This is a genomic window from Nocardioides korecus, assembly GCF_054778395.1.
Window position 1 is genome coordinate 585,336 of the sequence record NZ_BAAGZO010000001.1, and the last position, 24,922, is coordinate 610,257.

The following is a 24,922-nucleotide window of genomic DNA, read 5'->3' on the forward strand; positions in this document are numbered from 1 at the left end:
CGCACGGCGGCGGCGCACACGGCGCATGTAGATCGGGGTTGGAGACGCTCCACCGGCCCGCGCCGGGTCGGAACCGTCCACGAGCCTCGCCAAGGCGTACGTCGTCCGCCCCGCTGCCCGCTGCCCGCCGCCCGACTCGCCCGCAACCCCGCCCGTGTCCCCCACCTCCTGAGGAGCCCCCGTGCCGAACGCCACCGAGACCCCCGAGCTGGTCCACCTCGACGTCGCGGACGGGACCGCGACGATCACGCTGGACTCGCCCCACAACCGCAACGCGCTGTCGCGGGCGCTGCTGACCCAGCTCTTCGACGCCCTCGACCGGGCCGAGGCGGACGAGTCGGCGCGGGTGGTGCTGATCCGCTCGGCCGACCGGGTGTTCTGCTCGGGCGCCGACCTGTCGGAGGCCTCGAAGGACGGGATGGGCGAGGGCACCAAGGCGCTCGTCGCCCTCCAGCGCCGGCTGCTCACCCACCCCAAGCCGGTCGTCGTGCGCCTGGCCGGGCCGGTGCGGGCCGGGGGGCTCGGGATCGTCGCGGGCGCCGACCTGGTGATCTGCGGCGGCGACGTGACGTTCGCGTTCACCGAGTCGCGCCTGGCGCTGGCGCCGGCCGTGATCTCGCTGACCGTGCTGCCCCGCCTCACCAGCCGCGCCGCGGCCGACACCTTCCTGACGGGGCGCACCTTCGACGCCGCCGAGGCCGCCGCGATGGGCCTGGTCACCCGGTCGGTGCCGGCCGCCGACCTCGACGCCGCCGTCGCGACCGCCTGCGCCGACCTGCAGGCGGCCCACCCGCAGGGGCTGCGGGAGACCAAGGCGCTGCTGGCCGAGCCGCTGGTGCGCCACCTCGACGCCCACGCGGTGGAGATGGCCACGCTCAGCGCCCGGCTGTTCGGCTCCGACGAGGCCCGCGAGGCGATGACCGCCTTCCTGAACCGCCCGCGCCGCTAGCTCCGGGCGCGAGTGCCACACCAGCGTCGTGCGCCGGGTCCGGTCGCGACCCTGGTGCGGCACTCGGCCTGGCTCCCGAGGAGGCGTCGGTCGTGGTCAGCGGCGCACGCGCGGCCCCATCGCCAGGTCCTGGCCGATCCGCCCGGTCTGGAACGCGTCGTCGGCCCACTGGCGGTCCGGCCCGAGCGCGCCGGCGCCCGCCCCGACGCGCACCCAGCGCGGGTGCGAGAGGCAGCGGCCGGGGACGACGTACGTCACCGTCGAGGCGCGCCGGTCGAGGTGCGCGCTCGCGGCCCGGCACTCCTGCGGCGCCCGTCGGTGGCTGACCCAGACCTCCTCCCCACCCGGCTTCGACCCGTCCCTCGGCACGTCGAGGTAGAGCCCGGCGCCCACCCCCTCGTTGGTCCGCACCTCCAGCAGGTGCACGATCTCGGCGCCGTGGGCGGTGGCCGGGGTGAGGGCGGCGTACGACACGGTGACCCGGAGGGCGCGCGGCCCGTTGCGCACGCGCACGGCCAGGACGTCCTCGGCCGCGCGGCCCGGGTCGACGGTCGTGGGGACGTCCTCCGAGGACGGCCCGCTGACGACGTCGTGGGGCGCGTCGCGGAAGGTCCGGGTGTCGGCGTGCGCGACCCCGGCCGGCAGCGCGACCGCGCCGAGCAGGGCGAGGGCGGTGGGGAGGAGGGTGCGGCGAACGGTCATGTCGGCTCCTTGAGCGAGGTGGTCCGGGGAGGACCGGGTCCCCGAAGCCTCGCGGTGCGGACCGGTGGCCGGGCAGGGCGCGACTACCCGTTCCGCCTGAGCCCGCGTGCTCAGGTGCCCGCGTGCTCAGGTGCTCAGTGGAAGACCCGGGGGCCGAGGACCAGCTGGTCGCCCCGGCCGCCCGTCACCCCGGCGTCGTCGAAGTAGTAGGTGCTCTCCGACGTCTCCGTGTAGGCGCCGACGCCGACGCGGACCCAGTCCGGACGGCCCAGGCAGCTGCGGGGGACCGTCACCGAGGTGGTCGCGCGGGCGAAGTCCATCCGGGCCGTGATCCCGGGGCAGGGGCGGTCCTGGCCGTCACGGCCCTCGACGTAGACGGTCGTGCGGCCGGTGCCCGGGACGAGCTGCACGGTGATGTCGCGTCGCACGTGCCGGTCGGTCACGATCCGCAGCGACTCGCCGACCGCGAGGCCGGAGCGGCGCAGGGAGGCCAGGCGCAGCTCGACCTGCACCGACCGGGCCCGGTGGCGGACCACGCTGCGCAGCACGTCGCCGTCGGTGCGCGCCGGCGCCGGGGTGACGGTCTCGTGGTCCGAGGAGTCGCGCACCGAGCGGCCCACGTCGTGGGCGGCGTCGGTGCGGCTGCGGACGTGCGGCCGGTCCACGGCGTACGCCGATCCGCCGGCGAGGGCGGGAGCGAGGGTCGCCGCGACGACGAGGGACAGGGTGGTGGTGCGGACACGGTTCACGACGGGCTCCGGGGGTGGGTGGGACGCAGGAACCGGGCGAGGCTCCTCGGGAGGAGCCTCGCCCGGTCGGTGCTGCTAGGTGGGTCAGCCGCGCCGGAGACGGGGGCTGAAGACCAGGTTGTCGGCGACCGTGGGGCTGTGCGCGTCGTCGGCGAACATCTCGATGATCGCGGGCGCGGTCGGGTCGGTGGTGTCCAGGGAGTCGCTCAGGGCGACGCCCGACATCCGCAGGACGCCCACGCCCGCCGAGACCCGGCGCGGGTGACCCAGGCACGCGCGGGGCACCGACATGGTCACGGTGTTGGCGGTGTAGTCGATGTGGTGGGACAGCCCGCGGCACCGGACCGTGCGGCCGCTGGTCTTGCTCAGCTCGTGCTGGCCCCGGGTGTTGTCGGGGGTGGCCACGACCCCGAGGTCGCGGTTCATCCGGCCCGTGCGCACGGAGAGCTGGTAGAGGGTCACGCCGTCGGTCGGGGCGACCAGGTCGCGGAACCGCAGCACGGCGATGACCTTGCGGGGGTTGTGCTTGATCGTCGAGCCGATCACGTGCCGTCGGCGATCGTGGGGTCGACGACCTCGGTCTCCTCGTCGGTGTCGAGGTTCCAGGTGGCGTGGACGACGTCCCCCGCGGGGTCCGTGTGGTTCCAGGTCTGGGCCGACGCAGCGGTCGGCGCGCCGACCACGAGGACGGCGGCAGCGGTCAGGGCAAGGGCATGACGACGCACGGTGGTGTTCCCCCCGAGAATGGGCCCCTGAGCTGGGGCCGAGGACGAGAACCTAAGTCATCGCCACGGCGGACGGGGGTCGTGTCCCGTTCCCGGGCTCAGATCGCCGTCGTGGTCTAGACCTTGACGTCGGATAGGTGGCGGGCAGCCGTCATCGCGCGGGCGATCTCCGCGTCGTCGTGCCCGACCACCCGCAGGCACGCGGTGGCGATCCGGTCGGCCGCGTCGGGCCCCGGGTCGCCGTCGCGCCGCCACGGGATCACCATCTCGACGAGCTGGAGGCAGGCGGCACCGTCGAAGTCCGACCCGCCGGCCAGGACGACGTACGCCGACCGGAGCTCGGCCCGCAGCGCCCGGAACTCGTCGTGCTCCGGACGCTGCACCTCGTGGGAGAGGTAGAGCGACCCGATGTTGGACGTCGTCCCCAGCAGCGTCGCGACGTCGATCGCGGCCAGGGCGGCGAGCGCGGCGGCACGGTCGGGGTGCGCGAGCAGCCGGGGCACGTGCGCCAGCGTGGGCTTCACGGAGGCCTCGAGCAGCTCCAGCAGGATCTCGTCCTTGCCCGCGAAGTGGTAGTACAGCGAGGCCTGCCGGATCCCGACCGCCTCGGCGATCGCCCGCGTCGAGGTGCCCGCCACGCCGTGCTCGGCCAGCAGCGCGCCCGCCGCGTCGAGGATCTGCTGGCGCGGCGCGGGGTCGCCCGGCCGTCGCGGGGTCGCCCGGGGACGACCGGCGCGCGGCTCCTGGGCAGACGCGTCGCCGCCGACCCCGGTCGTGCCCGTCCCGCCCGTCCCGCTCGCCCTGCTCACGGGGCCGAGTCTGCCGGGTGCGGCGCCGGGGTGCCGCCCAGGTGACCGGGGCGGGTGTCCTGGGCCGCGAGGTAGGCCCGCCACCCGCCGTACGCCGAGATGTCGGCCGCCGCGTCCAGCGCGACCGCCTCGCAGGTGAACCCGCTGACCACCCGTCCGTCGGCCAGCGTGACCGGCCCGATCGCCATCGGCGCGGGCAGGGCCGCGACGAACCCGGCGAACCCGCTGGGGGGCAGCGCCCACACCTCCCCGGCGACCGCGACACCGTCGGCGGCGACCCGCTCCAGGCCGGGCTTGGGCGGGGTGGTGGCCAGCGCCTTGAGCGCGTAGGTCGCGGCGGTGTCGACCGCCCCCACCAGCGACCCGCCGGCCGCCACCAGCTGGTGGTTCAGCGGCTGACCGGCCAGGTGGGCGCCGACCACGAACAGCTCGACGGGCGGGCTCAGCAGCCGGCCCAGCTCGGCCAGGGCCCGGTCGTCGTGGGCGCGGCCGGTGAGCATCACCCCGAAGGGCAGCCCGTCCACCGTCCCGCAGGGCAGCGCCAGCGAGCTGCAGTCGAGCAGGTTGGCGAAGTTGGTGAACCGCCCCATCCGGCTGTTGGCCCCGACCGGGTCCTCGGCGAGCTGCGCCAGGGTCGGGTGCCAGGTCGTGGTCGGGGTGAGCAGGGCCGTGCAGTCCTCGAGGAACCCGAGCCCGACCTGCCCCAGCTGCTCGAGGCGCTCGGTGTCGCGGCACCAGTCGACGGCCGAGACCTTGCCGCCGGCCAGCACGATCTGCGCCACGACCGCGTCCAGGTCGGTGCCGATCAGGTCGCGGTGCCGGGCGATGTGGTCGCCGACGGCGGCCGTGCGCTCGGCGACGAAGGCGCCGTCGTACAGCAGCGACGCGGCCTCCAGCAGGGGGCTGACGTCGACCTCGACCACCTCGACGCCGTGGCTGCGCAGGTGGTCGACCGCCCGTCCGAAGGCCTCGCGCCAGCCGTCGGCCAGCCCGTCGAGGTGCTCGGTCGTCGGCACCGCGACGCGCGGCACGGGCGGGAGCACGCGGCCGGGCCGGTCCTCGCGTGCCCGGGCGTCCTGGCCGTCGGGGCCGCTCATCAGCTCGGTGGCCCGCCGGGCCAGGGCAAGGTCGCGGGCGAAGACGGTGACGCAGTCCAGGCTCCGGCAGGCCGGCACCACCCCGGTGGTGGGCACGAGCCCCTTGGTCGGCTTGACCCCGACCAGCCCGTTGAGCGCGGCCGGCACCCGGCCGGACCCGGCGGTGTCGGTGCCGAGCGCGAGGTCGACGACGCCCAGGGCGACCGCTACGGCCGAGCCGGAGCTGGAGCCGCCGGAGATCCGGGTGGGGTCCCAGGCGTTGCGCACCGCGCCGTACGGGCTGCGCGTCCCGACCAGCCCGGTCGCGAACTGGTCGAGGTTGGTCTTGCCGAGCACCACCACGCCGGCTGCGCGCAGGCGGGCGACGGCGGTGGCGTCGACCTCCGGCGCGAAGGAGTACGACGGGGCGCCGGCCGTCGTGGCCAGCCCCGCGACGTCGATGTTGTCCTTGACCGCGGCGACCAGACCGGCCAGCGGCAGCGACGCGCCGGCCGCCACCCGGGCGTCGACGTCGGCGGCCTCGGCCAGCAGGTCGGCCGGCTGGCGCAGGCTGATCCAGACCTCGGGCCGGTCGACGTCGTCGAGCCGGGCGAGGGCGGCCTCGACCCGGGCGACGGCGCTGACCGGGCTCATCGCGCCGCTCCGACGGCCATCAGGGCCTGCCCGGGGGAGACCTGCTCGCCGGCCTTGACATAGACCTCGAGCACCTCCCCGTCCACGGGTGCGGTCATCGGGGTCTCCATCTTCATCGCCTCCAGCGAGAGCACCTGGTCGCCCGTGGCGACCTGCGAGCCGGGCTCCACCGAGAGCTGCCACACCGTCGCGACGAACGGGGCGCGCACGGCGGTCGCGCCCTCGGGCACGTCCGGCTCGGCGGCGGGCGGCGCGGCGGCCGGCTCGGGACGCACGTCGAACTCGCCCGACGCGCGCCAGCGCTGCTTCTCGGCCCCGAACGCCTCGGCCTGCTGGGCGCGGAAGGCCGCGATCGAGTCGGCGTTGCGGTGCAGGAAGTCCTCGTGCTCGGCCAGCGCGAAGGTGCCCTCCTCCACCTCGACCGGGCCGCGCCCGGCGGCGGTCTCGGCGCGCAGCTCGGTGAGCTCCTCGTGGGAGACGGGGTACCACTCGATGCGGTCGAAGAACCGCAGCGCCCAGGGTCCGTCGGCGAACAGGCCACCGCGCTGCCAGCGGTTCCACACCTGGGTGGTGCGGCCGACCAGCTGGTAGCCGCCGGGTCCCTCCATCCCGTAGATGCACAGGTAGGCGCCCCCGATGCCGACGGAGTTCTCGGCCGTCCAGGTGCGGGCCGGGTTGTACTTCGTGGTCACCAGCCGGTGCCGCGGGTCGAGCGGCGTGGCCACGGGTGCGCCCAGGTAGACGTCGCCCAGGCCGAGCACCAGGTAGGAGGCGTCGAAGACCGTGCGGTGCACGTCCTCGAGGGTCTCCAGGCCGTTGACGCGACGGATGAACTCGATGTTCGAGGGCGTCCAGGGGGCGTCGTCGCGCACGCCGGTGGAGTAGCGCTCGACCGCCAGCCGCGCCGCCGGGTCGTCCCACGACAGCGGCAGCCGCACCCGGCGCGACGGCACGACCAGCTCGCGGGTGGGCGGCAGGTCGTCCTCGAGCTCGCGCAGCAGACCGGCCAGCTTGCCGGCCTCCAGCACGGCCGGGTCGGTGTGCACCTGCAGCGAGCGGATGCCCGGCGTCAGGTCGACGAGGCCGGCGGGTGCCTCCTGCTCGAGGCGGGTCATCAGGGCGTGCACGCGCATGCGCAGGGCGAGGTCGAGCACCTGGTCGCCGTACTCCACCAGGACGTTGTCGTCGCCGTCGCGGCGGTAGGTCACCGACGGCTCGCCGCCCGGACGCTCGACGACCCGGTCGAAGACGCCGTCGTCCCCGTCGCCGCCGCGGCTGGTCACGGTCGGCGAGGCGCAGCGCTCGACCAGGGTCGCGGCCTCGGCCGAGCGCACCGGCACGAAGCGCACGGTGTCGCCCGGGCGCAGCTGGCCGAGCTTCCACAGCTCCCCGCTGGCCACGACCGCGGGGCACACGAAGCCACCCAGCGAGGGGCCGTCGGGGCCGAGCAGGATCGGGGTGTCACCGGTGAAGTCGATCGCGCCGACGGCGTACGCCGTGTCGTGGATGTTGGAGGGGTGCAGCCCGGCCTCGCCGCCGTCCTCGCGGGCCCAGGTCGGCCGGGGGCCGATCAGCCGCACGCCGGTGCGCGCGGAGTTGAAGTGCACCTCGTAGTCGCACCCGTAGAAGGTGTCGAGGTCCTCGCGGGTGAAGAAGTCCGGCGCCGCGTGCGGCCCTTCGGTGACCCCGACCTGCCAGGTCGAGGTCAGGTGCGGGCGGCGGTGCTCCGGGGTGGGGCCGGCCACGCGGGTGAGCGTGGTGCCCTCGGGCAGTGCGGGGTGCGGTTCGGTGGCGTCGGCCGAGCCCAGGCGCAGCACGTCGCCCGGGAGCAGGGCGCGACCGCCGTGGCCGCCGAACCCGCCCAGGGTGAAGGTCGAGCAGCTGCCCAGGTAGCGCGGCACGTCGAAGCCGCCGCGCACCGCGACCGCCAGCCGCAGGCCGGGGCCCTCGGCGGTGCCGATCGCCAGCTCGGACCCGGCCGGCACGTCGACCGGCTCCCACATCGCGACGGGGGCACCGTCGACGGTGACCAGGGCGGGGGCGCCGGTCACGCAGACGACCGCGGGCGCGGTGAAGCGCAGGCGGGGTCCGGTCGCGGTGACCTCGAGCCCGGGGGCGCCGGCGGGGTTGCCGACGCAGAGGTTGGCCTCGCGCAGCGAGAGCGGGTCCATCGGCCCCGACGGCGGCACGCCGACCTGCCAGTGACCGATCCGGCCGGGGAGGTCCTGCACGGTGGTCATCGCGCCGGCCTCGAGGACCTCGACGCGCGGCTCGGGGTCGTGGGTGCCGGCCAGGGTCGCGGTGGCGTGGGTGGCGCTGCGCAGCGGCACCTCGTCGAGCAGCTCGCGCAGCAGGCCCAGGTTGGTCACGACCCCGTCGACCCGGCTCGCGGCCAGGGCCTCGCCGAGCAGGTCGAGCGCGCCGTCGCGGGTGGGGGCGGCGGCGATCACCTTGGACAGCAGCGGGTCGTAGTACGCCGAGACCTCCAGCCCCGACTCGATCCAGCCGTCGACGCGCACGCCGGCCAGCGGCTCGGCGCCCTGCCCGGGGAAGACCGCCTGGGTGACCAGGCCGGAGGAGGGCCGGCTGTCGAGCGCCGGGTCCTCGGCGTAGACCCGGGCCTCGACGGCGGAGCCGCTCGGCGCCCAGTCGCGGGTGAAGACCGTCGGGTCGAGCCCCTCGGCGCCGTCGCGGGCCAGACCGAGCATCAGCGCGACCAGGTCGACGTCGTGGACCAGCTCGGTGACCGGGTGCTCGACCTGGAGGCGGGTGTTGACCTCGAGGAAGGCCGCCTCCTCGCGCACCGGGTCGTAGACGAACTCCACGGTCCCGGCCGAGCGGTAGTCCACCGACGCCGCCAGCCGCCGCGCGGTCGCGTGGATCTCGGCGCGCACGCGGTCGGGCAGCGCGGGCGCCGGGGCCTCCTCCAGCACCTTCTGGTTGCGTCGCTGCAGCGAGCAGTCGCGGTCGCCGATCACGGCGACGCGACCCTGCCCGTCGCCGAACAGCTGCACCTCGACGTGGCGGGCCGGGGAGACGAACCGCTCGAGAAAGACCCCGGCGGAGCCGAAGCTGGTCTGCGCCTGCCGCACCACCCGGTCGTACGCCGCGGCGACCTCGTCGAGGGTCCGGCAGGCCTGCATGCCGATCCCGCCACCGCCGCCGGTGGCCTTGAGCATCACCGGCAGCCCGACGGCCTCGGCCGCCGCGACGGCCTCCTCGGCGGTGGCCAGGAGCCCGGTGCCGGCCAGGAGCGGCACACCGGCCTGCTCGGCCAGCGCGCGGGCGGTGTGCTTGGTGCCGAACCGCTCGATCTGGTCCGGGGTGGGGCCGACGAAGGCCAGCCCGGCGGCCTCGACCGCGCGGGCGAAGTCGGCGCTCTCGGACAGGAAGCCGTAGCCGGGGTGGATCGCGCCGGCCCCGGTGGCCGCCGCGGCCTCCAGGATCGCCTCGACGCGCAGGTAGGACTCGCGCGCCGGGGCGGGGCCGAGCCGGACCGCGACGTCGGCCTCGCGGACGTGGGGGGCGGCGCGGTCGGCGTCGGAGAACACCGCGACCGTGCGCAGGCCGAGCTCGCCGGCCGAGCGGACCACCCGGCGCGCGATCTCGCCGCGGTTGGCGACGAGCAGGGTGTCGAAGCCTGGGGTGGTGTGGGCGCTCACGCGGCACCGCCCGGGTCGGTCACCAGCATCCGCAGGGGCGTGGGGTCGAAGTCGTTGCAGGGGTTGTTCATCTGCGGGCAGTTGCTGACGATCACCAGCACGTCGCGCTCGGCGCGCACCGCGACCCGCTTGCCCGGCCCGGAGATGCCGTCGACGATCCCCAGGGTGCCGTCGGCCTCGACCGGCACGTTCATGAACCAGTTCAGGTTGCTGACCAGGTCCTGCGCGCCGAGCCCGTGGCGGGCGGCCTCGGCTAGGAAGTTCTCCCGGCAGCCGTGCTGGAAGACGGTGTGGTGGCCGTAGCGGAGGCTGTTGGACTCCTTGCCGCACGCGCCGCCGATGGTGTCCTGGCGGGCGACCTCGTTGCCGACGACCGTCATCAGGGCCCCGCCCAGGTTGGAGCGCAGGACGGTGCCCTCGCGGACGTAGGCGTTGCCCTGCCAGGCCAGCGTGTCCGGGACGCTGTAGCGCTCGGACGTGTCGTGCGCGTCGTAGACCAGGCAGTCGGCCGACTGGTTGCCGCCCACGTCGACGATGGTCAGCACGTGGCCGGCCGCCACCACCGCCGACCAGGGCGCGTTGGGGGCGACCCGGTCGTCGAGGACGACCCGGCCGGGGACGAGCGGCTCGCTCCAGTCCAGCGGGGTGTCGGGGGAGTGGACGGCGCCGACGGGGACGGTCGTGGTGGTGCTGGTGAGGGTGGTGGTCACAGTCCTGCGCTCTCCGCGTAGTCGAGGGAGTTGAGGTAGGCCCGGCGCCGCTCGGGCGAGGCCTCGAAGCGGGCGTCGTCGGGGCCGGTGGGGCGCTCGCGCCAGGCGTGCAGGCGCAGCGGCCCGACGACGTAGTCCGGACGGGGGTCCAGCGGGTGCGGCACGTTGGCGACCAGGACCACCAGGGGCAGCTCGGCCAGCAGGTCGACGTACGCCCCCGGTCCGGCGGAGCCCTGCCAGGTGAAGGCGCCGTCGTCCTCGACGCGCAGGCCCTGGAAGAACGACACCGTGGGCGGCAGGTCGCGTGGCCCGAGGCCGTGCTTGGCCGCGGCCTTGACCAGCAGCCCGTGGCCGGAGGGGGACGGGCCCTGGGGGGAGGCGTCGCCGTACTTCGCCTCGTTCCAGGCGTCGCTGGAGGTGCCGCAGAAGGCGTCGTGGTGTCCGGAGGTGTCGGCCACGACCGTGGCCAGGACGCGCCCGTCGCCGGAGAGCAGCGGGTGCCCCTCGCCGAGGTAGGCCTGCCACGGGATCTTCTGGGTGTCGGCGACGTTGAGCCGGTCGGTCGGCTCGACGGCGTTGAGGACCAGCACGTGCGCGCAGGCGTCGCCGGTGACGTCCTCGAGCCGGAGGCGGGTGCCGCGGGCGACCCGGCGGTGGGTGTAGCCGCCGGGCGCCACGGTCTCGGCCCAGGTCAGCCCGGCCGGGTCGACGCCCTCGGGCGGGTGGGGCGTGGAGCTGGCCGGCAGGTAGGGCATCCAGTCCGAGACCCCGCCGCCCTGGCCGCGCGCGTCGTCGCGGGCGTCGGCCAGGCTGGCGGTGGCGTGCGCGGCCCGCTCGGGGCGCGGGACGGCCGGGCTCACGAGACCGCGCCCGTCGGCTCGTGGGAGGTCTTCAGGACGGGGAGGCGGATCGGGCCGCCGTGGCGCACCCGGGTGCGCCAGTGGATGACCGCGCCGACGACCAGGGTCAGCCCGATGAACAGCAGCGCGCTCCACCGCAGCCACCAGGTGCCGCTGGTGAGGTCGTAGATCGCGGCCCGCGGCCACGCCAGGTTGACCACCATCACGACCTGGTAGGCGATCGCGGCGCCGTTGATCGCGACGCCCCAGCGACCCAGGCTGAACAGCGGCTGCCCGTCCTCGTCCAGCCCGCCCTCGAGCCCGCCCGGCGTGCGCAGGCGCTTGACCAGCAGCGGCACCGTCACGCCGAGGTAGGCCAGGTAGAGCATCGCGATGCACAGCGAGGCCAGGGCGGTGAAGACGGCGCTCTGGTCCCAGTTGACGGCCAGCGTGATCGCGGCGCCGACGCCGACGACGACCGAGGTGCCGATCGGGGTGCCGGTGCGCGGCGAGACCTTGCCCAGCCAGGAGGAGAACGGCAGCGAGCGCTCGCGGGCCATCGAGAACATCATCCGCGAGCCGGAGGTCTGCACGGCCAGGGTGCAGGCGAAGACCGCGATCGCCACGGCGACCAGCAGGATCCGTCCGCTGACGCCGCCGAGCCGCGCGGTGAGCACGCCCGCCAGGCCGCCGGAGGCCAGGCTGCCGTCGGTCAGGGAGGGCGCGGCGAGCAGGCCGGCGAGGATCAGCAGCAGACCACCGAGCCCGGAGACCACCAGGGCGCGGACGATCGTGCGGGGCGTCGTGCGCCGGGGGGCGTGGGTCTCCTCGGACAGCTCGCCGGCCGAGTCGAACCCGACCATCACGTAGGCCGCCATCAAGGACGAGGCCAGCCAGGCCGGGAGGTAGGCGCCCGGCGCCGACCCGGCGGTGGTGCCGACCACGCCGACCCCGCGCTCGGCGTGGAAGAACAGGGCGATCACGAGCGCGATCACGCCGAGGATCTCGATCATCACCGCGGCGGCCGTGATCGAGGCCATCAGCCGCACCCCGAGGACGTTGATGACCGTGGTGAGGACCAGCACGATGAGCCCCAGGACCACGGCGTTCTGGGCGCCGGTCGGGCTGGTGGGTGCCGAGTCGGCCCCCGACCCGCCGACCAGCTGGAAGCCGCTCCAGATGCTCGGCAGCACGGCCTGCATCGCGATCGCGGCGGTGGCGACGGTGAGGATCTGCCCGATCACCATCACCCAGCCCACGAACCAGCCGAAGTCGGTGCCGGCCAGGCGGCTGGCCCACTGGAAGATCGACCCCGAGATCGGGTAGCGCGCGGCCAGCTCGGCGAAGCACAGCGCCACGAGCAGCTGGCCCACGAACACCGCCGGCCAGGTCCAGAAGAACGCCGCCCCGCCGAAGCTGAAGCCCAGCCCGAACAGCTGGAAGACGGTGGTCAGGATGGAGACGAACGAGAACCCGGCGGCGAACGAGGCGAAGTGCCCCACGCCCCGGTGCAGCTCCTGGGTGTAGCCGAGCTCGCCTAGGTCGTGGGTCTCGGCACGGCGTACGCCGTCGGTCGGGGTGGGTGCGGTGGTGGTCATCGGCAGGCCTTCGGTCCGGGGGTACCTGTCGCCCGACAGGTATTCCCCGATCCTGGGCCCGGTTCGTTTCGGGGCTGTTGCGTGGTGTTTAAGAGTGTGTGCGTCCCTCGGCCGCCGACTGATCCCCGGTTAGCCGGGGAAAAGTGACCTTGTCGGCCGAACGTCCACCCGACAAGGTCACTTTTCGGCCGACCACCTCCCGGCGTACGCCGACCCCGCGCGGGTCCCTCAGCCCAGCCAGGCCTCCAGCCGCTGCAGCCCCTCGCTGATCGCGGGGCCGCTGCCGGCGAAGGAGAACCGCACGAACTCACCACCGCGCCGGGTGTCGAAGTCGACCCCGGGGGCGCAGGCGACGCCGGTCTCGGCGAGCAGCTGCAGGCACCAGGCGTGGCTGTCGAGCCCGGCCTCGGCGGTGAGGTGGGAGATGTCGGCGTAGGCGTAGAAGGCGCCGTCGGCCGGGGCGAGCCGGTCGATGCCGAGGCGCGGCAGGCCGTCGAGCAGGATCGCGCGGTTCTCGGCGTACCTCGCCACGTGGCCGTCGAGCTCGGCGTAGGACTCGGGGGTGAACGCCGCGACCGCCGCGCGCTGGCTGAGCACCGGCGGGCAGATCGTGAAGTTGCCGGTCAGCACGTCGACGGGGCGGCGGAGGTCCTCGGGCACGAGCATCCAGCCCAGGCGCCAGCCGGTCATCGAGAAGTACTTGCTGAACGACCCGAACACGATGCCGGTGCGCGAGGTCTGCCAGGCGCTGCGCGGGGCCGAGCCGTCGTAGGTGATGCCGTGGTAGATCTCGTCGCTGACCAGCCGCACCCCGTGCTCCTCGCACCACCGCGCGATCGCGTCGAGCTCGTCGGGCAGGAGCATCGTGCCGGTCGGGTTGGCCGGCGAGGCGATCACCAGCCCGGCGACCGGCCCCTCGGCGTACGCCGCCTCGAGCTGCGCGACCGTCGGCTGGAAGCGGGTCTCGACGCCGCACTCCAGCTCGACCACCTCGCAGCCCAGCGCGCGCAGCACGTTGCGGTAGCAGGCGTAGCCGGGACGGGCCATCAGCACGCGGTCGCCGACGTCGAAGGCGGCCAGGAAGGCGAGCAGGAACCCGCCCGAGGAGCCGGTGGTGATCACGACGTCGTCGCGGCCCACGTCGATCCCGGTCGTACGCCGGTGGTGGGCGGCCACCGCCTCGCGCAGCTCGGGCACGCCGGTCGACACGGTGTAGCCGAGGGTATCGGCGTCGAGCAGCCGCTTGGCCTCGGCGCGCACGGCGGCCGGCGCGCCGGTCGAGGGCTGGCCGGCGACCATGTCGACCAGGTCGCCGTGGCTGGCCTGCCGCGCCGAGGCCGCCGCGAGGAGGTCCATCACGTGGAAGGGCGGCACGTTCGCCCGGGCGGCCACCCGCATCCGATCGTTCATGCCGGCCATCCTGCCCCGCGCAGCGCGACCGCCCGGCCCCGCCCTGCCCGCCCGACGAGGGCCGATCGCGGCCGACTACCGCGGGGTCGTGGACGGTCCGGGCCCGGCGGAAGCCTTGTGGAGCGTCTCCAACCCCGATCTACATGCCACGCGCGGCCATCCTCACGACACGCATCTCAAACTGTAGTCAGTTACTAGTTTTAGATGACTTTGTGGCACGGTAGACGTCATGAGCGCACCACTCGTCGAGATCGACCGGGCCCCCGAGGAGCCGACCGCACGCCCGAGCACACCGGGGCGGGGCGGCCGGTCGCCCCGGGGCCGGCGCGGGGTCGCAGCCCTGCGCCGCACGGTCAGCCCGCTCGCGCTGCTGGTGGTCTGGCAGGTCGCCTCGGCCACCGGGGTGCTGCCCGCCGACCGGCTGGCGCCGCCGCTGCAGATCCTGCGGGCGATGGGTCAGGAGTGGGAGAAGGGCACCCTCCAGGCCGCGACCGGGATCTCGCTGCAGCGCGTCGTCCTTGGCTTCGCCCTGGGCGCCGCCGTCGCCCTCGTCCTCGCCGCGGTGGCTGGGATGTCGCGGATCGGGGAGGACGTCGTCGACCCGCCGATGCAGATGCTGCGCACCGTGCCGCACCTCGGGCTGCTCCCGCTCCTGGTGCTCTGGCTGGGCATCGACGAGGCGCCGAAGATCACCCTGATCGCGCTCGGCGTCGCCTTCCCCCTCTACGTCAACACCGTCGCCGGCATCCGCGGGGTCGACGCCACCTACCTCGACGCGGCCCGCGCGATCCGGCTGTCGTGGTGGTCGCGCCTGCGCCACGTGGTCGTCCCCGGGGCGCTGCCCTCGGTCCTGGTGGGCCTGCGGCTCTCCCTCGGCGTGGCCTGGCTCTCGCTGATCGTGGCCGAGCAGATCAACGCCACCAGCGGCATCGGCTACCTGGTCTCCGACGCCGCCTCCTTCGGCCGCACCGACGTCGTCGTCGGCGGCCTCCTGATCTACAGCCTGCTCGGGCTGGCGACCGACGCACTCGTCCGATCCATCGAGAGGAAGGCACTGGCATGGCGACACGGCTGATCGCACCCCCCGCGACCACCGAGGAGGACGCCCGCGCCTGTCGCGGCGTGCGGGTCCGCGGCCTGCGCCGCGCCTTCGGCGACCACGTCGTGCTGGACCGCCTCGACCTCGACATCGCCCCCGGCGAGCTGGTCGCGGTGCTCGGTCGCAGCGGCTCGGGCAAGTCCACGCTGCTGCGCACCCTGGCCGGGCTCGACCCCGTCACCCACGGGAGCGTCGAGGTCGACGGGGTCGTCTCCGTGGCCTTCCAGCAACCGCGGCTGCTGCCCTGGAAGCGGGTCGCCGACAACGTCGCCCTCGCCCTGCACGAGGGCAGTCGCGAGGAGCGTCGGCGCCGGGCCCGGGCCGGCCTCGACGAGGTCGGGCTGAGCGAGAAGCACGACGTCTGGCCCGTCACGCTGTCCGGCGGTCAGGCCCAGCGGGTCTCGCTGGCGCGTGCCCTGGTCAACGCCCCTGGCCTGCTGCTGCTCGACGAGCCGTTCAGCGCCCTGGACGCGCTGACCCGCCTGGAGATGCACGAGCTCGTCCTCAGGCTGTGGCGCGAGCACCGGCCCTCGGTCCTGCTGGTCACCCACGACGTCGACGAGGCGCTCCAGCTCGCCGACCGGGTCCTGGTCATCGAGTCCGGCCGCGTCCGCCACGAGGTCGTCGTACGCCGGGAGCGCCCCCGCGACCCGGCCGACCTCACCCACCTCCGCGCCGAGCTGCTCGACCGGCTCGGCGTGAGCACCCCCGCCCGCACCACCACCCGTCAGGAGAAAGCATCATGAGACGCCCCCTGCTCCGTCACGCCGTCGCGACCCTCGGACTCGCCCTCGCCGCCACCGGCCTGGCCGCCTGCGGGAGCAGCAACGACGCCGCCGTGCGCAGCGACGGATCGGTCGACCTCTCCAAGGTCACGCTGACCGTCGGCGACCAGAAGGGCGGCTCCCAGGCCCTGCTCAGCGCGGCCGGCGACCTGGACGAGCTGCCGTACAAGATCGACTGGAAGCCGTTCACCTCCGGCCCGCCGCTGCTCGACGCGGTCAGCAGCGGAGCGGTCGACGTCGGCGGGGTCGGCAACACCCCGCCGCTGTTCGCGATCGACCAGAAGAAGCCGATCAAGGTCGTCTCGGCCTACTCCCAGGGCGCTTCCGGCGACGCGATCCTGATCCCGAAGGGCTCCTCGATCGCCTCGGTCGCGGACCTCAAGGGCAAGAAGGTCGCGGTCGCCAAGGGCAGCTCGGCCAACTACAACCTGCTGGCCCAGCTGAAGAAGGCCGGGCTCTCCTGGTCCGACATCACGCCGGTCAACCTCCAGCCCACCGAGGGGCTGGCCGCGTTCAAGGGCGGCTCGGTCGACGCGTGGGCGATCTGGGACCCGTTCACCTCCCAGGCCCAGCAGGCCACCGGCGCGAAGGTCCTCTCCGACGGCCAGGGCCTGGTCAACGGACTGGCCTTCCAGGTCGCCGGGGACAAGGCGATCAAGGACAAGGCGACCGCCGCCGCGCTGAAGGACTTCCTGGGCCGGCTCGCCTCGGCCCAGGTCTGGGCGGCCAAGCACAAGGACGCCTGGGCCACGACGTGGGCCAAGGAGACCGGGCTGGACCCCAAGGTCACCGCGGCCGCCGTCGCCCGGCGCTCCTACGCGCCCCTGCCGATCGGGGCGAAGGTCGTCAGCACCGAGCAGCAGATGTGGGACGCGTTCAAGGCCCAGAAGCAGGTCACCGCCGACGTGGACCTGAGCTCCTACTTCACCACCCAGTTCAACGCGGTCGTCGCCGAGGCGACCGCGACGGCCGAGAAGGACAACACATGACCCTGGACTTCCACTGGTTCCTGCCCACCACCGGCGACAGCCGCTCCCTGGTCGGCGGCGGCCACTCGGTGCCCCGCGGCATCGGCCAGTCCGGCCAGGGCGCCGGGTCCGCCTCGCAGTTCCGGCCGCCGACCATCGACTACCTGGCCCAGGTCGCCCGCACGGCCGAGTACCTCGGGTTCACCGGGGTCCTCACCCCCACCGGCACCTGGTGCGAGGACGCCTGGCTGACCACGGCCGCGCTGATCCGCGAGACCGAGCGGCTCACGTTCCTGGTCGCGTTCCGACCGGGGTCGATCCACCCGACGCTCGCGGCGCAGATGGCCTCGACCTACCAGCGGATCTCCGGCAACCGGTTGCTGCTCAACATCGTCAGTGGCGGCGAGCCCGCCGAGCAGCGCCGCTTCGGCGACCCCGCGTCGTACGGCTCGGCGGAGCGCTACGCCCGCACCGACGAGTTCCTCACCGTGCTCCGCGGCGCCTGGCGCGAGCAGGGCGTCGACTTCTCGGGGGAGTACTACGACGTCGCCGACGCCCGGGTGCGCGACGTGCCCGACCCGCTGCCGCAGCTGTACTTCGGTGGGTCCTCGGGGCCCGCCGGCCCGGTCGCGGCCAAGCACGTCGACGTCTACCTCACCTGGGGCGAGCCGCCCTCGGACGTCGCGGAGAAGCTGGACCGGATGCGGCACCTGGCCAAGGAGGCGGGGCGGTCGCTGCGGTTCGGCATCCGGCTGCACGTGATCACCCGTGACACCAGCGAGCAGGCCTGGGCCGTGGCGCAGCAGATGCTCTCCGAGCTCGACCCTGCCGACATCGCCAGGGCGCAGGCGGCGCTCGAGTCCTCGCAGTCGGTGGGCCAGCAGCGGATGCGCGCGCTGCACGGCGGCCGGGCCGCCGCGGGTGGCGACGCGCGCTCGCTGGAGATCCACCCGGGCCTGTGGGCCGGGGTCGGCCTGGTCCGCGGCGGCGCCGGCACCGCGCTGGTGGGCAGCCACACCGAGGTCGCGGACCTCGTCGAGGAGTACGCCGCCCTCGGCATCGACGAGTTCGTGCTCTCGGGCTACCCCCACGTGGAGGAGGCCTACTGGTTCGCCGAGGGCGTCAAGCCCGTCCTGCGTGCCCGCGGCCTGCTGCCCGACGTCTCGTGAGCCGGCTCGCCCTGGGGGCGCAGGACGTCACGCCCGGACTGCGCACCAACCAGGACCTGGACCCCCACGCGCTGCGGACGGCGTTCGGGATCTTCCCCAGCGGCGTGGTCGCCGTGGCCGCCGAGGTCGACGGGCGGGTGGTCGGCCTGGCCGCCAGCTCGTTCACGTCGGTCAGCCTGGACCCGCCGCTGGTCTCGGTGAACCTGGCGCGCACCTCGGCCACCTGGCCCGACCTGCGCCGGGCCGAGCACCTGGGGGTCACCGTCCTGGCCGGCCACCACGGGCCGCTGTGCCAGCAGCTGGCCGGACCGTCGGCCCACCGCTTCGACGGCGTGCGCCACACGATCGACGCCAACGGCGCGGTCACCCTGCCCGACGGCCTCGCGCTCTTCGACTGCACGATCGAGCGCGAGGTCGAGGCCGGTGACCACGTCCTGGTCCTGCTGCGCCTGCACGCCGTACGCCACGCCGACGCCGAGGCCACCGGCGACCCCCTGGTCTTCCACCGCAGCGGCCTGGGCCGACGGCTGCGGGCAACCTGATCCGGAGTGGGCCTCCAGCACGGCCTGCCGCGGGGTCGTGGACGGTCCGGGGCCGGCGCGGGCCTTGTGGAGCGTCTCCAACCCCGATGTGCATGCGCTGTGATCGCTCGGACCCGGCCGGCGTCCTGGCGTACGCTCCACGAGTGGCCCGGGACCGGGCCGACCTCGGGGAAGGGACGCGCCGATGGCGACCCGCACGACACCGGTCCGGTTGAGCGCCGAGACGCTCTCGCAGGTCCCCGAGCGGGTGCCCGTGCCGGCGTACGACCGCGGCGCGGTGGGCACCGGCATCGTGCACCTCGGCGTCGGCGGCTTCCACCGCGCGCACGAGGCGGCCTACCTCGACCGGCTGCTCACCGACGGCCGGGCCGACGGCTGGGGCATCACCGGCGTCGGGCTGATGCCGCAGGACGAGCGGATGGCCGAGGTGATGGCCGCGCAGGACGGCCTCTACACGCTGGTCCTCAAGCACCCCGACGGGTCGCTGGAGCCGCGCGTGATCGGCGCGATCGTCGACTACCTCTTCGCGCCCGCGGACGCGGAGGCCGTGCTCACCGTGATGAGCGCGCCGTCGACCCGGATCGTGTCGCTGACCATCACCGAGGGCGGCTACCACCTCCACCAGGCCACGGGTGAGTTCGACGCCGGCGACCCGGCCCTCCAGGCCGACATCGCGGGCTTCGCCGACGGGCCCGGGCACACGGCCCCGACCACCGCCTTCGGCTTCCTGGCCCACGCTCTCGCGCGGCGCCGCGCGGCCGGCACCGACGCCTTCACGGTGATGTCGTGCGACAACATCGCGGGCAACGGCGACGTCGCGCGCCAGACCGTCACCGCCTTCGCCGACCGCTGCGACGCGGACCTCGGCGACTGGGTGCGCGAGCACGTGCGCTTTCCCAACTCCATGGTCGACCGGATCACGCCGGGCACCACCGACGCCGACCGCGAGGCGCTGGCCGAGCAGTTCGGCGTGCAGGACGCGTGGCCGGTCGTGTGCGAGCCGTTCCTCCAGTGGGCCCTGGAGGACAGCTTCGGCGCCGGCCGGCCGCCGTGGGAGGAGGCGGGGGTGCAGGTCGTCGACGACGTCGAGCCCTTCGAGCTGATGAAGCTGCGCCTGCTCAACGCCGGCCACCAGGCGCTGGCCTACCTCGGCCACCTCAGCGGCTACCGCCGCACCGACGAGGCCTGCGCCGACCCGCTGTTCACCGACTTCCTGCGCGCCTGGATGGACCGCGAGATGACCCCGACCCTGGAGCCGGTGCCCGACGTCGACCTCGGGGCCTACCGCGACACCCTGCTCGAGCGGTTCGCCAACCCCGAGGTCAAGGACACCCTCGCCCGGCTCGCCACCGACACCTCCGACCGGATCCCGACCTTCCTGGTGCCGGCGATCCGGCACAACCTCGAGCACGACGGGCAGGTGCGGCTCTCGGCCCTCGTGGTCGCCTCGTGGGCCCGGTACGCCGAGGGCACCGACGAGTCCGGGGACCCGATCGAGGTCGTCGACCGGCGCCAGGAGGCCGTGACCGCCCGCGCCGCGCGGCAGCACGACGAGCCGCTGGCGTTCCTCGACGACGAGGCCCTCTTCGGCGACCTCGCCCGGCAGGAGCGGTTTACCACGCCCTACCTCGAGGCGCTGGAGTCCCTGCACGCTCGCGGCGCGCGCCGCACCCTCGAGGCCTGGCTGGCCGACGACCCGGCCTAGCTGCCCGCGCGGTCGAACTCCTTCGGGGTGAAGCGACCGTCGCGCAGGCGGTCCTCGATGCCCTCCAGGCTGTGCCCGGTGGTCTCGGGCAGCTTGAGGTAGACGAAGACGAAGGCCGCCACGTTGAAGCCGGCGTAGATCCAGAACGTCTGCCCGACGCCGAACGCGTTGATCATGGTGAGCAGCGTCAGGGTGATCAGCAGGTTGGTCGACCACAGCGCCGCCGACTGCACGCTGGTGCCCGCGCTGCGCACCGCGAGCGGGTAGATCTCCGAGCCCACCAGCCACCCCATCAGCTGGATGCCGCCGGCGGTGAAGGCCATGAACAGCACCAGGCACCCGATGATGTACGGCGTGGAGGCCTTGCCCGCGTTGTCGGTGACGAAGAACGTGCCCAGCACGAGCATCGCCACGACCGCGCCCGGCGTCATGATCAGCGTGAGGCGGCGGCGCCCGACCTTGTCCACGATCCACAGCCCGAGCACCTGCATGACCAGGTAGGTCAGCCCCAGCGCGACGCTGACCCGGAGCGCCGCGGAGTCGGAGAAGCCGTTGTCGGTGAGGATCGTCGGTGCGTAGTAGACGATCATCTCGATACCGCTGAGCTGGGTGAAGATCGCGAGCCCGCAGCCGGCGACCACGGCGGGCCGCACCCACGGCTGCCGCAGGCCGCTCCAGCCGCGGTGGGAGTCCGACGTCTCCTGCTTGCGCCGCTCGAGCTCGAGGATCTCCTCGACCTCCGGCTCGATGTCGTAGCCGTGGGGCCGCACCGACCTCAGCACGCGCTCGGCGTCGTCCTGGCGGCCCTGCTTGATCAGCCAGCGCGGGCTCTCGGGCAGGCGGAGCTGGAAGAGCAGCATCAGCGCGGCCGGCACCGCGGCGGCGCCGATCGAGATCCGCCAGTCGACGACCTCGCTGGCGCCCACGAGCGTCGCGATCACGATGCCGACGCCGATGGCGAGCTGGAAGCAGAGGACCAGGCGGCCGCGGATGGCGGTGGGGGACAGCTCGGCGACGTACATCGGCACGGTCTGGGTGGCGCCGCCGACCGCGAAGCCGAGCACGATCCGCGACAGCGAGAGCAGCACGGCGTTCGGCGAGACGGCGCAGAGCAGGCTCCCGACCACGAAGAGCGTGCAGATCATCAGGATCGTGCGGTGCCGCCCCCACCGGTCGGAGAGGAAGCTGCACGACAGGGCCCCGATCACCGCGCCGAGCAGGATGCCGGCCGCGATGGCCTGCTTCATGCCCGCGCCGATCCCGAAGTCCTTGGTGATCTGCAGCAGGGCGCCGGAGATGATGCCGGTGTCGTAGCCGTAGAGCATCCCGGAGACCGCCGACACGATCGCCGCGGCCAGCATCAGCCCGGTCAGCAGGCGCGGGGTGTCCGGCCCGGGCGGCTCCACGGGTCCGGTGTCCTCACGGGTCGTCGTGCTGCCCTCGCCTGCGCCGGTCATGGTGTCCCTCCCCGAGTGGGCCCCCGCATGCGGAGTGTCGGTGGGCCCGGTGCAGCGTCTCGCTCGGGTCGCGCGGCGGTCAACGCCTCGTGGGACAGTGAGCGGCAAACGCTCATCTGAGCGGTGGGTGGAGGAGGTGGTGGCGTGTCGCCGGGTCACGAGCTGCTCACCCTCGAGGTCTGCCGACGGTTCCACCTCGACGGGTGGACCAAGACGGCCGTGGCCGACCACTACGGGCTCAGCCGCTTCCAGGTGGCCCGGATGCTCGAGCGGGCCCGGAGCCGGGGCTGGGTGCGCACCGAGGTCGAGGCGCCGGACGGGGTCGACGTCGAGCTCGGCGACGCGGTCCGCGACCGGCTGGGGCTGCGGCACGCGCTCGTGGTGCGCGCCGCGTCGCCCGACGCGGTGACCCGGGCCGAGATCGCGTCGGCGACCGCCCGTCTGGTCGGGAGCGTGCTGACCACCGACGACGTCGTCGGGATCGCCTGGTCGCGCACGGTCGCCGCCGCGGTCGACGAGATGTCCGACCTGCCCCGGGTGCCGGTCGTCCAGCTCACGGGCGCGCTGCCGCGACCCGGCGAGGGCGGCTCGGTCGAGCTGGTGCGACGGTTCGCGGCGGCCACCGGGGGGCCGGCGTACGTCTTCCACGCGTCGACGATCCAGGTGGACCAGAAGGCCGCCGAGGCGGTGCGCCACCAGCCCGAGGTGGCGGGGGCGGCCGGCCGGCTCGCGTCGGTGACGGTGGCCGTGGTGGCGGTGGGGCGCTGGGCCCCGGGGGCCTCGACCCTCCACGACGCGATGACGCCGGCGGACCGCGCCGAGGTCGACCGGCACGGCGTGCTCGGCGAGGTCTCGGGCGTCTTCGTCGGACCCGACGGCACGCTGCCGCGACCACCGGTCTCGCAGCGCCTGGTCTGCCCGTCGGCCGCCGACCTCGCCGCCGTGCCGCACGTGGTCGCGGCGGTGCCGGGGGAGCACTGCGCGGCGGTGGTGCGCTCCGCGGTCGCGAGCGGCGTCGTGGACTCCGTCGTGATCAGCCAGACGACGGCGCGCGACCTGCTCGGCCCGGCCGGGCCCGACCTCTAGAACATGTCGGGGCAGCAGGGCGCCCGGTGCCAGCCCAGCGCCGTGGAGGCGGCGGCGAGGGCGCCCGGGGTGTGCTCGACGACGCGGCCCGCGCGGGCGAGGTCGCTCAGGCGCGGCCCCCCGAGGTACGCCGTACCGAGCTCGAGGATCCCCAGCGACAGGTCGGGGGCGTCCTCGACCCGGGTGACGGTCGCGGTGCCGCCGGCCGGGGCGTTCACCCGCCAGCGCCCGGCGTTGGCGGGCAGCAGCGCGTCGGTGACCTCCAGGACGACGTCGACGTCGGCGGCGTACGACCGCGCCGCCAGGGCCGCGGGCAGGTCGACCAGGCGCACGTAGAGGTTGTCGGTGACCTCGGTCTGCACCGCCCGGGCGTCGCTCACGAGGTGGCGCAGCGGCTCGTCGAGCGGCGCGCTCCAGAGCCGGAAGGAGCGGGTCAGGTCGAGGTCGAGCAGGTAGCGCCACAGCCCGGCGTACGCCGTCGGCGACTCGGCCACCAGGTCCTTGACGCGCACCTCGCCCTCCTCGTCCCCGCTGCCCTCCTTGAAGCGGTAGGTCGCGAACCCGTCGACCGTCCCGTCGGCCGCGTGGTGGAGCAGGTGGTGCAGCGGCATCGCGCCCCGGCGCACGAACTCCAGGTCGAGCAGCGCGAGCTCCCACACCGCCTCGTCGCGGACGAACGCGCCGGGGCGCTCCCGCACCACCTCGTCGTGCAGCCCGCGGACGGCCGCGAGGAAGTCCTCGCGGGGCACGTCGTCGACCGACCCCTCGGACGCCACCCCGGGCAGGAACCCCAGCCGGCGGCTGGTGCCCGTGAGCACGACCCGGTCGGCGGCGGGGCCGTAGCCGAACCGGCCGTAGATCATCGACTCCGAGGCCCACAGCGCCGCCAGGGGCTCCCCGCGCTCGACGCACCGCTCGAGCTCGTGGGCCATCATCGCGCTCAGCAGCCCGCGTCGGCGGTACGGCGCGGCCACGGTGACCGCCGTGACGGCAGCGGTCGCGACGTCCGCACCGCCGGGGACGACCAGCCGCCGCGCCAGGCTGCCGCAGGTCCCGACCCACCGGTCGCCGACCGCGAAGCCGAACGCGCGGCCCTCCAGCATCCGCCGCTCCAGCTCGTCGGTCTCGGAGTGGTGGGTCTCCTCGAACCCCAGGGCGATCGCCCGGGAGTAGTCGCCGAAGGTCTCACCGGTGACCGCGCGCAGCTCCGGCTCGACCAGGTGGGGTGCCCGCGAACCGGTGCGGGGGGAGTCGCCGTGGGGGGTCATGCCGGCCATTCCAGCCGACCACCCCCGGTGGCCACAAACGAGTTGTCGGCCCGGAGCGGGCCGGAGCGGGCGGGGGCGGCCCGGGGCGGACCGGGGCGGACCGGGGCGGAAGGAGACCGAGGAGCGCGAGGGCCGGCCGGACGTGCACACCCCCCGGTGGTGCAGCGTCCGGCCGGACCGGTGCGGCCGGTCCGCCGGCCCGACCTACCCGACGGGTGGGACCGGCCGCCGGCTCGGCTCCCCGAGGCTAGGCCGGGCCGGCTCCGCGGGGACACCACCGGATCCGGGGGTCCCGGGACGCGGCTGCCCTCAGTCGAGGTAGCCGTCGCGGGTGACGTGGCGCAGCAGACTGCCGGTGTTGGTCACGTCGCGCTGCACGTCGGCGTACTTGCGGCGGACGTCCTTGAGGTGGTCGCCGACGGTGTCGAGCGAGATGCCCAGCCGGCGACCCACCTGCTGGCGGGTGAGCCCGTCGTTGAGGCAGCCGAGGACCTCGACCTGCCGCTCGGTCAGGTAGGGGGCGAGCAGGGGGTCGGTGACCAGGGCGCGCGCCAGGACGCTGCTGCAGTCGAACTCCCCGCGGGCAGCGCGCAGGACCAGGTCGAGCATGGCCTCGCGACCGTCGTTCTTCAGCGCCAGGCCGGCGGCCCCGGCGGCGACGGCGGCGCGCAGCTGGGCCGGTCGCTCCTCGGAGGTGTAGAGCACCACGACCGAGCCGCGCGCCACCAGGTCGGGGATCGCGGGGGTGGACAGGGTGTCGTCGCGTCCGAGGTGCAGGTCGAGGACCACCACGTCGGGGGGCTCGGGCAGCGCGAAGACCTCCTCGGTGGTCGTGTGGGCGGTGGGCTCGGCGAAGCTCTCGGGCCGCGCGCGCAGGTCGGCGACGACCCCGTCGCGGACGTAGTCGAAGTTGTCCACGACCGCGACGCGGAGCAGGGGCGAGGGGGGCGCGAGCACGGT

General features: G+C 74.6%; 22 protein-coding genes. 8 read left to right on the top strand and 14 right to left on the bottom strand.

Annotation, left to right across the window (positions count from 1 at the left end; translation table 11 throughout):
* Nucleotides 1-181: 181 nt before the first annotated feature.
* Nucleotides 182-949: an enoyl-CoA hydratase-related protein gene (locus ACYVDA_RS02750; protein WP_460814810.1), complete on the top strand. Its 768-nt coding sequence runs from the start codon at nucleotides 182-184 to the stop codon at nucleotides 947-949.
* Between the two features lie 96 nt (nucleotides 950-1,045).
* Here ACYVDA_RS02750 and ACYVDA_RS02755 read toward each other — a convergent pair whose 3' ends face one another.
* From ACYVDA_RS02755 to ACYVDA_RS02805, 11 genes are all read right to left on the bottom strand, one after another.
* Nucleotides 1,046-1,651 carry a hypothetical protein gene (locus ACYVDA_RS02755; RefSeq protein WP_460814813.1) on the bottom strand — a complete coding sequence of 202 codons (606 nt, stop codon included), beginning with the start codon at nucleotides 1,649-1,651 and terminating at the stop codon, nucleotides 1,046-1,048.
* 134 nt (nucleotides 1,652-1,785) lie between these two features.
* Complete coding sequence (locus tag ACYVDA_RS02760) at nucleotides 1,786-2,400, bottom strand: hypothetical protein (protein WP_460814815.1); 615 nt, start codon at nucleotides 2,398-2,400, stop codon at nucleotides 1,786-1,788.
* Nucleotides 2,401-2,484: 84 nt separating this feature from the next.
* Complete coding sequence (locus ACYVDA_RS02765; protein WP_460814817.1) at nucleotides 2,485-2,946, bottom strand: hypothetical protein; 462 nt, start codon at nucleotides 2,944-2,946, stop codon at nucleotides 2,485-2,487.
* Nucleotides 2,943-3,125 (bottom strand): hypothetical protein, encoded by a 183-nt coding sequence (locus tag ACYVDA_RS02770; RefSeq protein ID WP_460814819.1) that lies wholly within the window; start codon nucleotides 3,123-3,125, stop codon nucleotides 2,943-2,945. The genes ACYVDA_RS02765 and ACYVDA_RS02770 overlap by 4 nt, the downstream gene beginning before the upstream one ends.
* 116 nt (nucleotides 3,126-3,241) lie before the next feature.
* Complete coding sequence (locus ACYVDA_RS02775) at nucleotides 3,242-3,934, bottom strand: TetR/AcrR family transcriptional regulator (RefSeq protein ID WP_460814821.1); 693 nt, start codon at nucleotides 3,932-3,934, stop codon at nucleotides 3,242-3,244.
* Nucleotides 3,931-5,664: an allophanate hydrolase gene (atzF, locus tag ACYVDA_RS02780; RefSeq protein ID WP_460814823.1), complete on the bottom strand. Its 1,734-nt coding sequence runs from the start codon at nucleotides 5,662-5,664 to the stop codon at nucleotides 3,931-3,933. The genes ACYVDA_RS02775 and atzF overlap by 4 nt, the downstream gene beginning before the upstream one ends.
* Nucleotides 5,661-9,326 (bottom strand): urea carboxylase, encoded by a 3,666-nt coding sequence (uca, locus tag ACYVDA_RS02785; protein ID WP_460814826.1) that lies wholly within the window; start codon nucleotides 9,324-9,326, stop codon nucleotides 5,661-5,663. The genes atzF and uca overlap by 4 nt, the downstream gene beginning before the upstream one ends.
* Complete coding sequence (locus ACYVDA_RS02790; protein ID WP_460814829.1) at nucleotides 9,323-10,036, bottom strand: urea amidolyase associated protein UAAP2; 714 nt, start codon at nucleotides 10,034-10,036, stop codon at nucleotides 9,323-9,325. Before ACYVDA_RS02790 ends, uca begins: the two co-directional genes overlap by 4 nt.
* Entirely contained in the window at nucleotides 10,033-10,896 is an 864-nt protein-coding gene (locus ACYVDA_RS02795) for an urea amidolyase associated protein UAAP1 (protein WP_460814832.1), read from the bottom strand. Before ACYVDA_RS02795 ends, ACYVDA_RS02790 begins: the two co-directional genes overlap by 4 nt.
* Nucleotides 10,893-12,473: an APC family permease gene (locus tag ACYVDA_RS02800; protein ID WP_460814835.1), complete on the bottom strand. Its 1,581-nt coding sequence runs from the start codon at nucleotides 12,471-12,473 to the stop codon at nucleotides 10,893-10,895. The genes ACYVDA_RS02795 and ACYVDA_RS02800 overlap by 4 nt, the downstream gene beginning before the upstream one ends.
* Nucleotides 12,474-12,701: 228 nt before the next feature.
* Nucleotides 12,702-13,883 (bottom strand): pyridoxal phosphate-dependent aminotransferase, encoded by a 1,182-nt coding sequence (locus tag ACYVDA_RS02805; RefSeq protein WP_460814837.1) that lies wholly within the window; start codon nucleotides 13,881-13,883, stop codon nucleotides 12,702-12,704.
* Between the two features lie 229 nt (nucleotides 13,884-14,112).
* On the opposite strand from ACYVDA_RS02805, the gene ACYVDA_RS02810 reads away from it, so the two are divergent.
* The 6 genes from ACYVDA_RS02810 (at nucleotide 14,113) to ACYVDA_RS02835 (ending at nucleotide 20,151) form a co-directional block, all read left to right on the top strand.
* Nucleotides 14,113-14,958: an ABC transporter permease gene (locus ACYVDA_RS02810; RefSeq protein ID WP_460814839.1), complete on the top strand. Its 846-nt coding sequence runs from the start codon at nucleotides 14,113-14,115 to the stop codon at nucleotides 14,956-14,958.
* A complete protein-coding gene (locus tag ACYVDA_RS02815) occupies nucleotides 14,943-15,728 on the top strand; it encodes an ABC transporter ATP-binding protein (RefSeq protein WP_460814841.1) in 786 nt (261 codons plus the stop codon). The genes ACYVDA_RS02810 and ACYVDA_RS02815 overlap by 16 nt, the downstream gene beginning before the upstream one ends.
* A complete protein-coding gene (locus ACYVDA_RS02820) occupies nucleotides 15,725-16,756 on the top strand; it encodes an ABC transporter substrate-binding protein (RefSeq protein ID WP_460814843.1) in 1,032 nt (343 codons plus the stop codon). Before ACYVDA_RS02815 ends, ACYVDA_RS02820 begins: the two co-directional genes overlap by 4 nt.
* A complete protein-coding gene (locus ACYVDA_RS02825) occupies nucleotides 16,753-17,904 on the top strand; it encodes an LLM class flavin-dependent oxidoreductase (protein WP_460814845.1) in 1,152 nt (383 codons plus the stop codon). The genes ACYVDA_RS02820 and ACYVDA_RS02825 overlap by 4 nt, the downstream gene beginning before the upstream one ends.
* A complete protein-coding gene (locus tag ACYVDA_RS02830) occupies nucleotides 17,901-18,446 on the top strand; it encodes a flavin reductase family protein (RefSeq protein ID WP_460814847.1) in 546 nt (181 codons plus the stop codon). Before ACYVDA_RS02825 ends, ACYVDA_RS02830 begins: the two co-directional genes overlap by 4 nt.
* Before the next feature lie 184 nt (nucleotides 18,447-18,630).
* Entirely contained in the window at nucleotides 18,631-20,151 is a 1,521-nt protein-coding gene (locus ACYVDA_RS02835) for a mannitol dehydrogenase family protein (RefSeq protein ID WP_460814850.1), read from the top strand.
* On the opposite strand, the gene ACYVDA_RS02840 is transcribed toward ACYVDA_RS02835, so the two are convergent.
* On the bottom strand, nucleotides 20,148-21,608 hold the full coding sequence (locus ACYVDA_RS02840) for a sugar porter family MFS transporter (RefSeq protein WP_460814852.1): 1,461 nt from the start codon (nucleotides 21,606-21,608) through the stop codon (nucleotides 20,148-20,150). The genes ACYVDA_RS02835 and ACYVDA_RS02840 overlap by 4 nt on opposite strands.
* A 144-nt stretch (nucleotides 21,609-21,752) precedes the next feature.
* Here ACYVDA_RS02840 and ACYVDA_RS02845 point away from each other — a divergent pair, with 144 nt between their 5' ends.
* Nucleotides 21,753-22,694, top strand: a complete 942-nt coding sequence (locus ACYVDA_RS02845; protein WP_460814854.1) for a sugar-binding transcriptional regulator — start codon at nucleotides 21,753-21,755, stop codon at nucleotides 22,692-22,694.
* Here the strand turns inward: ACYVDA_RS02845 and ACYVDA_RS02850 are convergent.
* Complete coding sequence (locus ACYVDA_RS02850) at nucleotides 22,691-23,962, bottom strand: GNAT family N-acetyltransferase (RefSeq protein ID WP_460814856.1); 1,272 nt, start codon at nucleotides 23,960-23,962, stop codon at nucleotides 22,691-22,693. The genes ACYVDA_RS02845 and ACYVDA_RS02850 overlap by 4 nt on opposite strands.
* A gap of 309 nt (nucleotides 23,963-24,271) precedes the next feature.
* The gene (locus tag ACYVDA_RS02855) at nucleotides 24,272-24,919 is read right to left on the bottom strand and encodes a helix-turn-helix transcriptional regulator (protein ID WP_460814859.1); all 648 of its coding nucleotides are present in this window, start codon (nucleotides 24,917-24,919) and stop codon (nucleotides 24,272-24,274) included.
* Nucleotides 24,920-24,922 lie beyond the last annotated feature (3 nt).

Excerpts from the sequence above, each read along its gene's own strand:
- ACYVDA_RS02840 (WP_460814852.1), bottom strand. The coding sequence starts at position 21,608 with ATGACCGGCGCAGGCGAGGGCAGCACGACGACCCGTGAGGACACCGGA.
- ACYVDA_RS02825 (WP_460814845.1), top strand. The coding sequence starts at position 16,753 with ATGACCCTGGACTTCCACTGGTTCCTGCCCACCACCGGCGACAGCCGC.
- ACYVDA_RS02800 (WP_460814835.1), bottom strand. The coding sequence starts at position 12,473 with ATGACCACCACCGCACCCACCCCGACCGACGGCGTACGCCGTGCCGAG.
- ACYVDA_RS02810 (WP_460814839.1), top strand. The coding sequence starts at position 14,113 with ATGAGCGCACCACTCGTCGAGATCGACCGGGCCCCCGAGGAGCCGACC.
- ACYVDA_RS02815 (WP_460814841.1), top strand. The coding sequence starts at position 14,943 with ATGGCGACACGGCTGATCGCACCCCCCGCGACCACCGAGGAGGACGCC.
- ACYVDA_RS02850 (WP_460814856.1), bottom strand. The coding sequence starts at position 23,962 with ATGACCCCCCACGGCGACTCCCCCCGCACCGGTTCGCGGGCACCCCAC.
- ACYVDA_RS02835 (WP_460814850.1), top strand. The coding sequence starts at position 18,631 with ATGGCGACCCGCACGACACCGGTCCGGTTGAGCGCCGAGACGCTCTCG.
- atzF (WP_460814823.1), bottom strand. The coding sequence starts at position 5,664 with ATGAGCCCGGTCAGCGCCGTCGCCCGGGTCGAGGCCGCCCTCGCCCGG.
- ACYVDA_RS02820 (WP_460814843.1), top strand. The coding sequence starts at position 15,725 with ATGAGACGCCCCCTGCTCCGTCACGCCGTCGCGACCCTCGGACTCGCC.
- ACYVDA_RS02805 (WP_460814837.1), bottom strand. The coding sequence starts at position 13,883 with ATGAACGATCGGATGCGGGTGGCCGCCCGGGCGAACGTGCCGCCCTTC.
- ACYVDA_RS02755 (WP_460814813.1), bottom strand. The coding sequence starts at position 1,651 with ATGACCGTTCGCCGCACCCTCCTCCCCACCGCCCTCGCCCTGCTCGGC.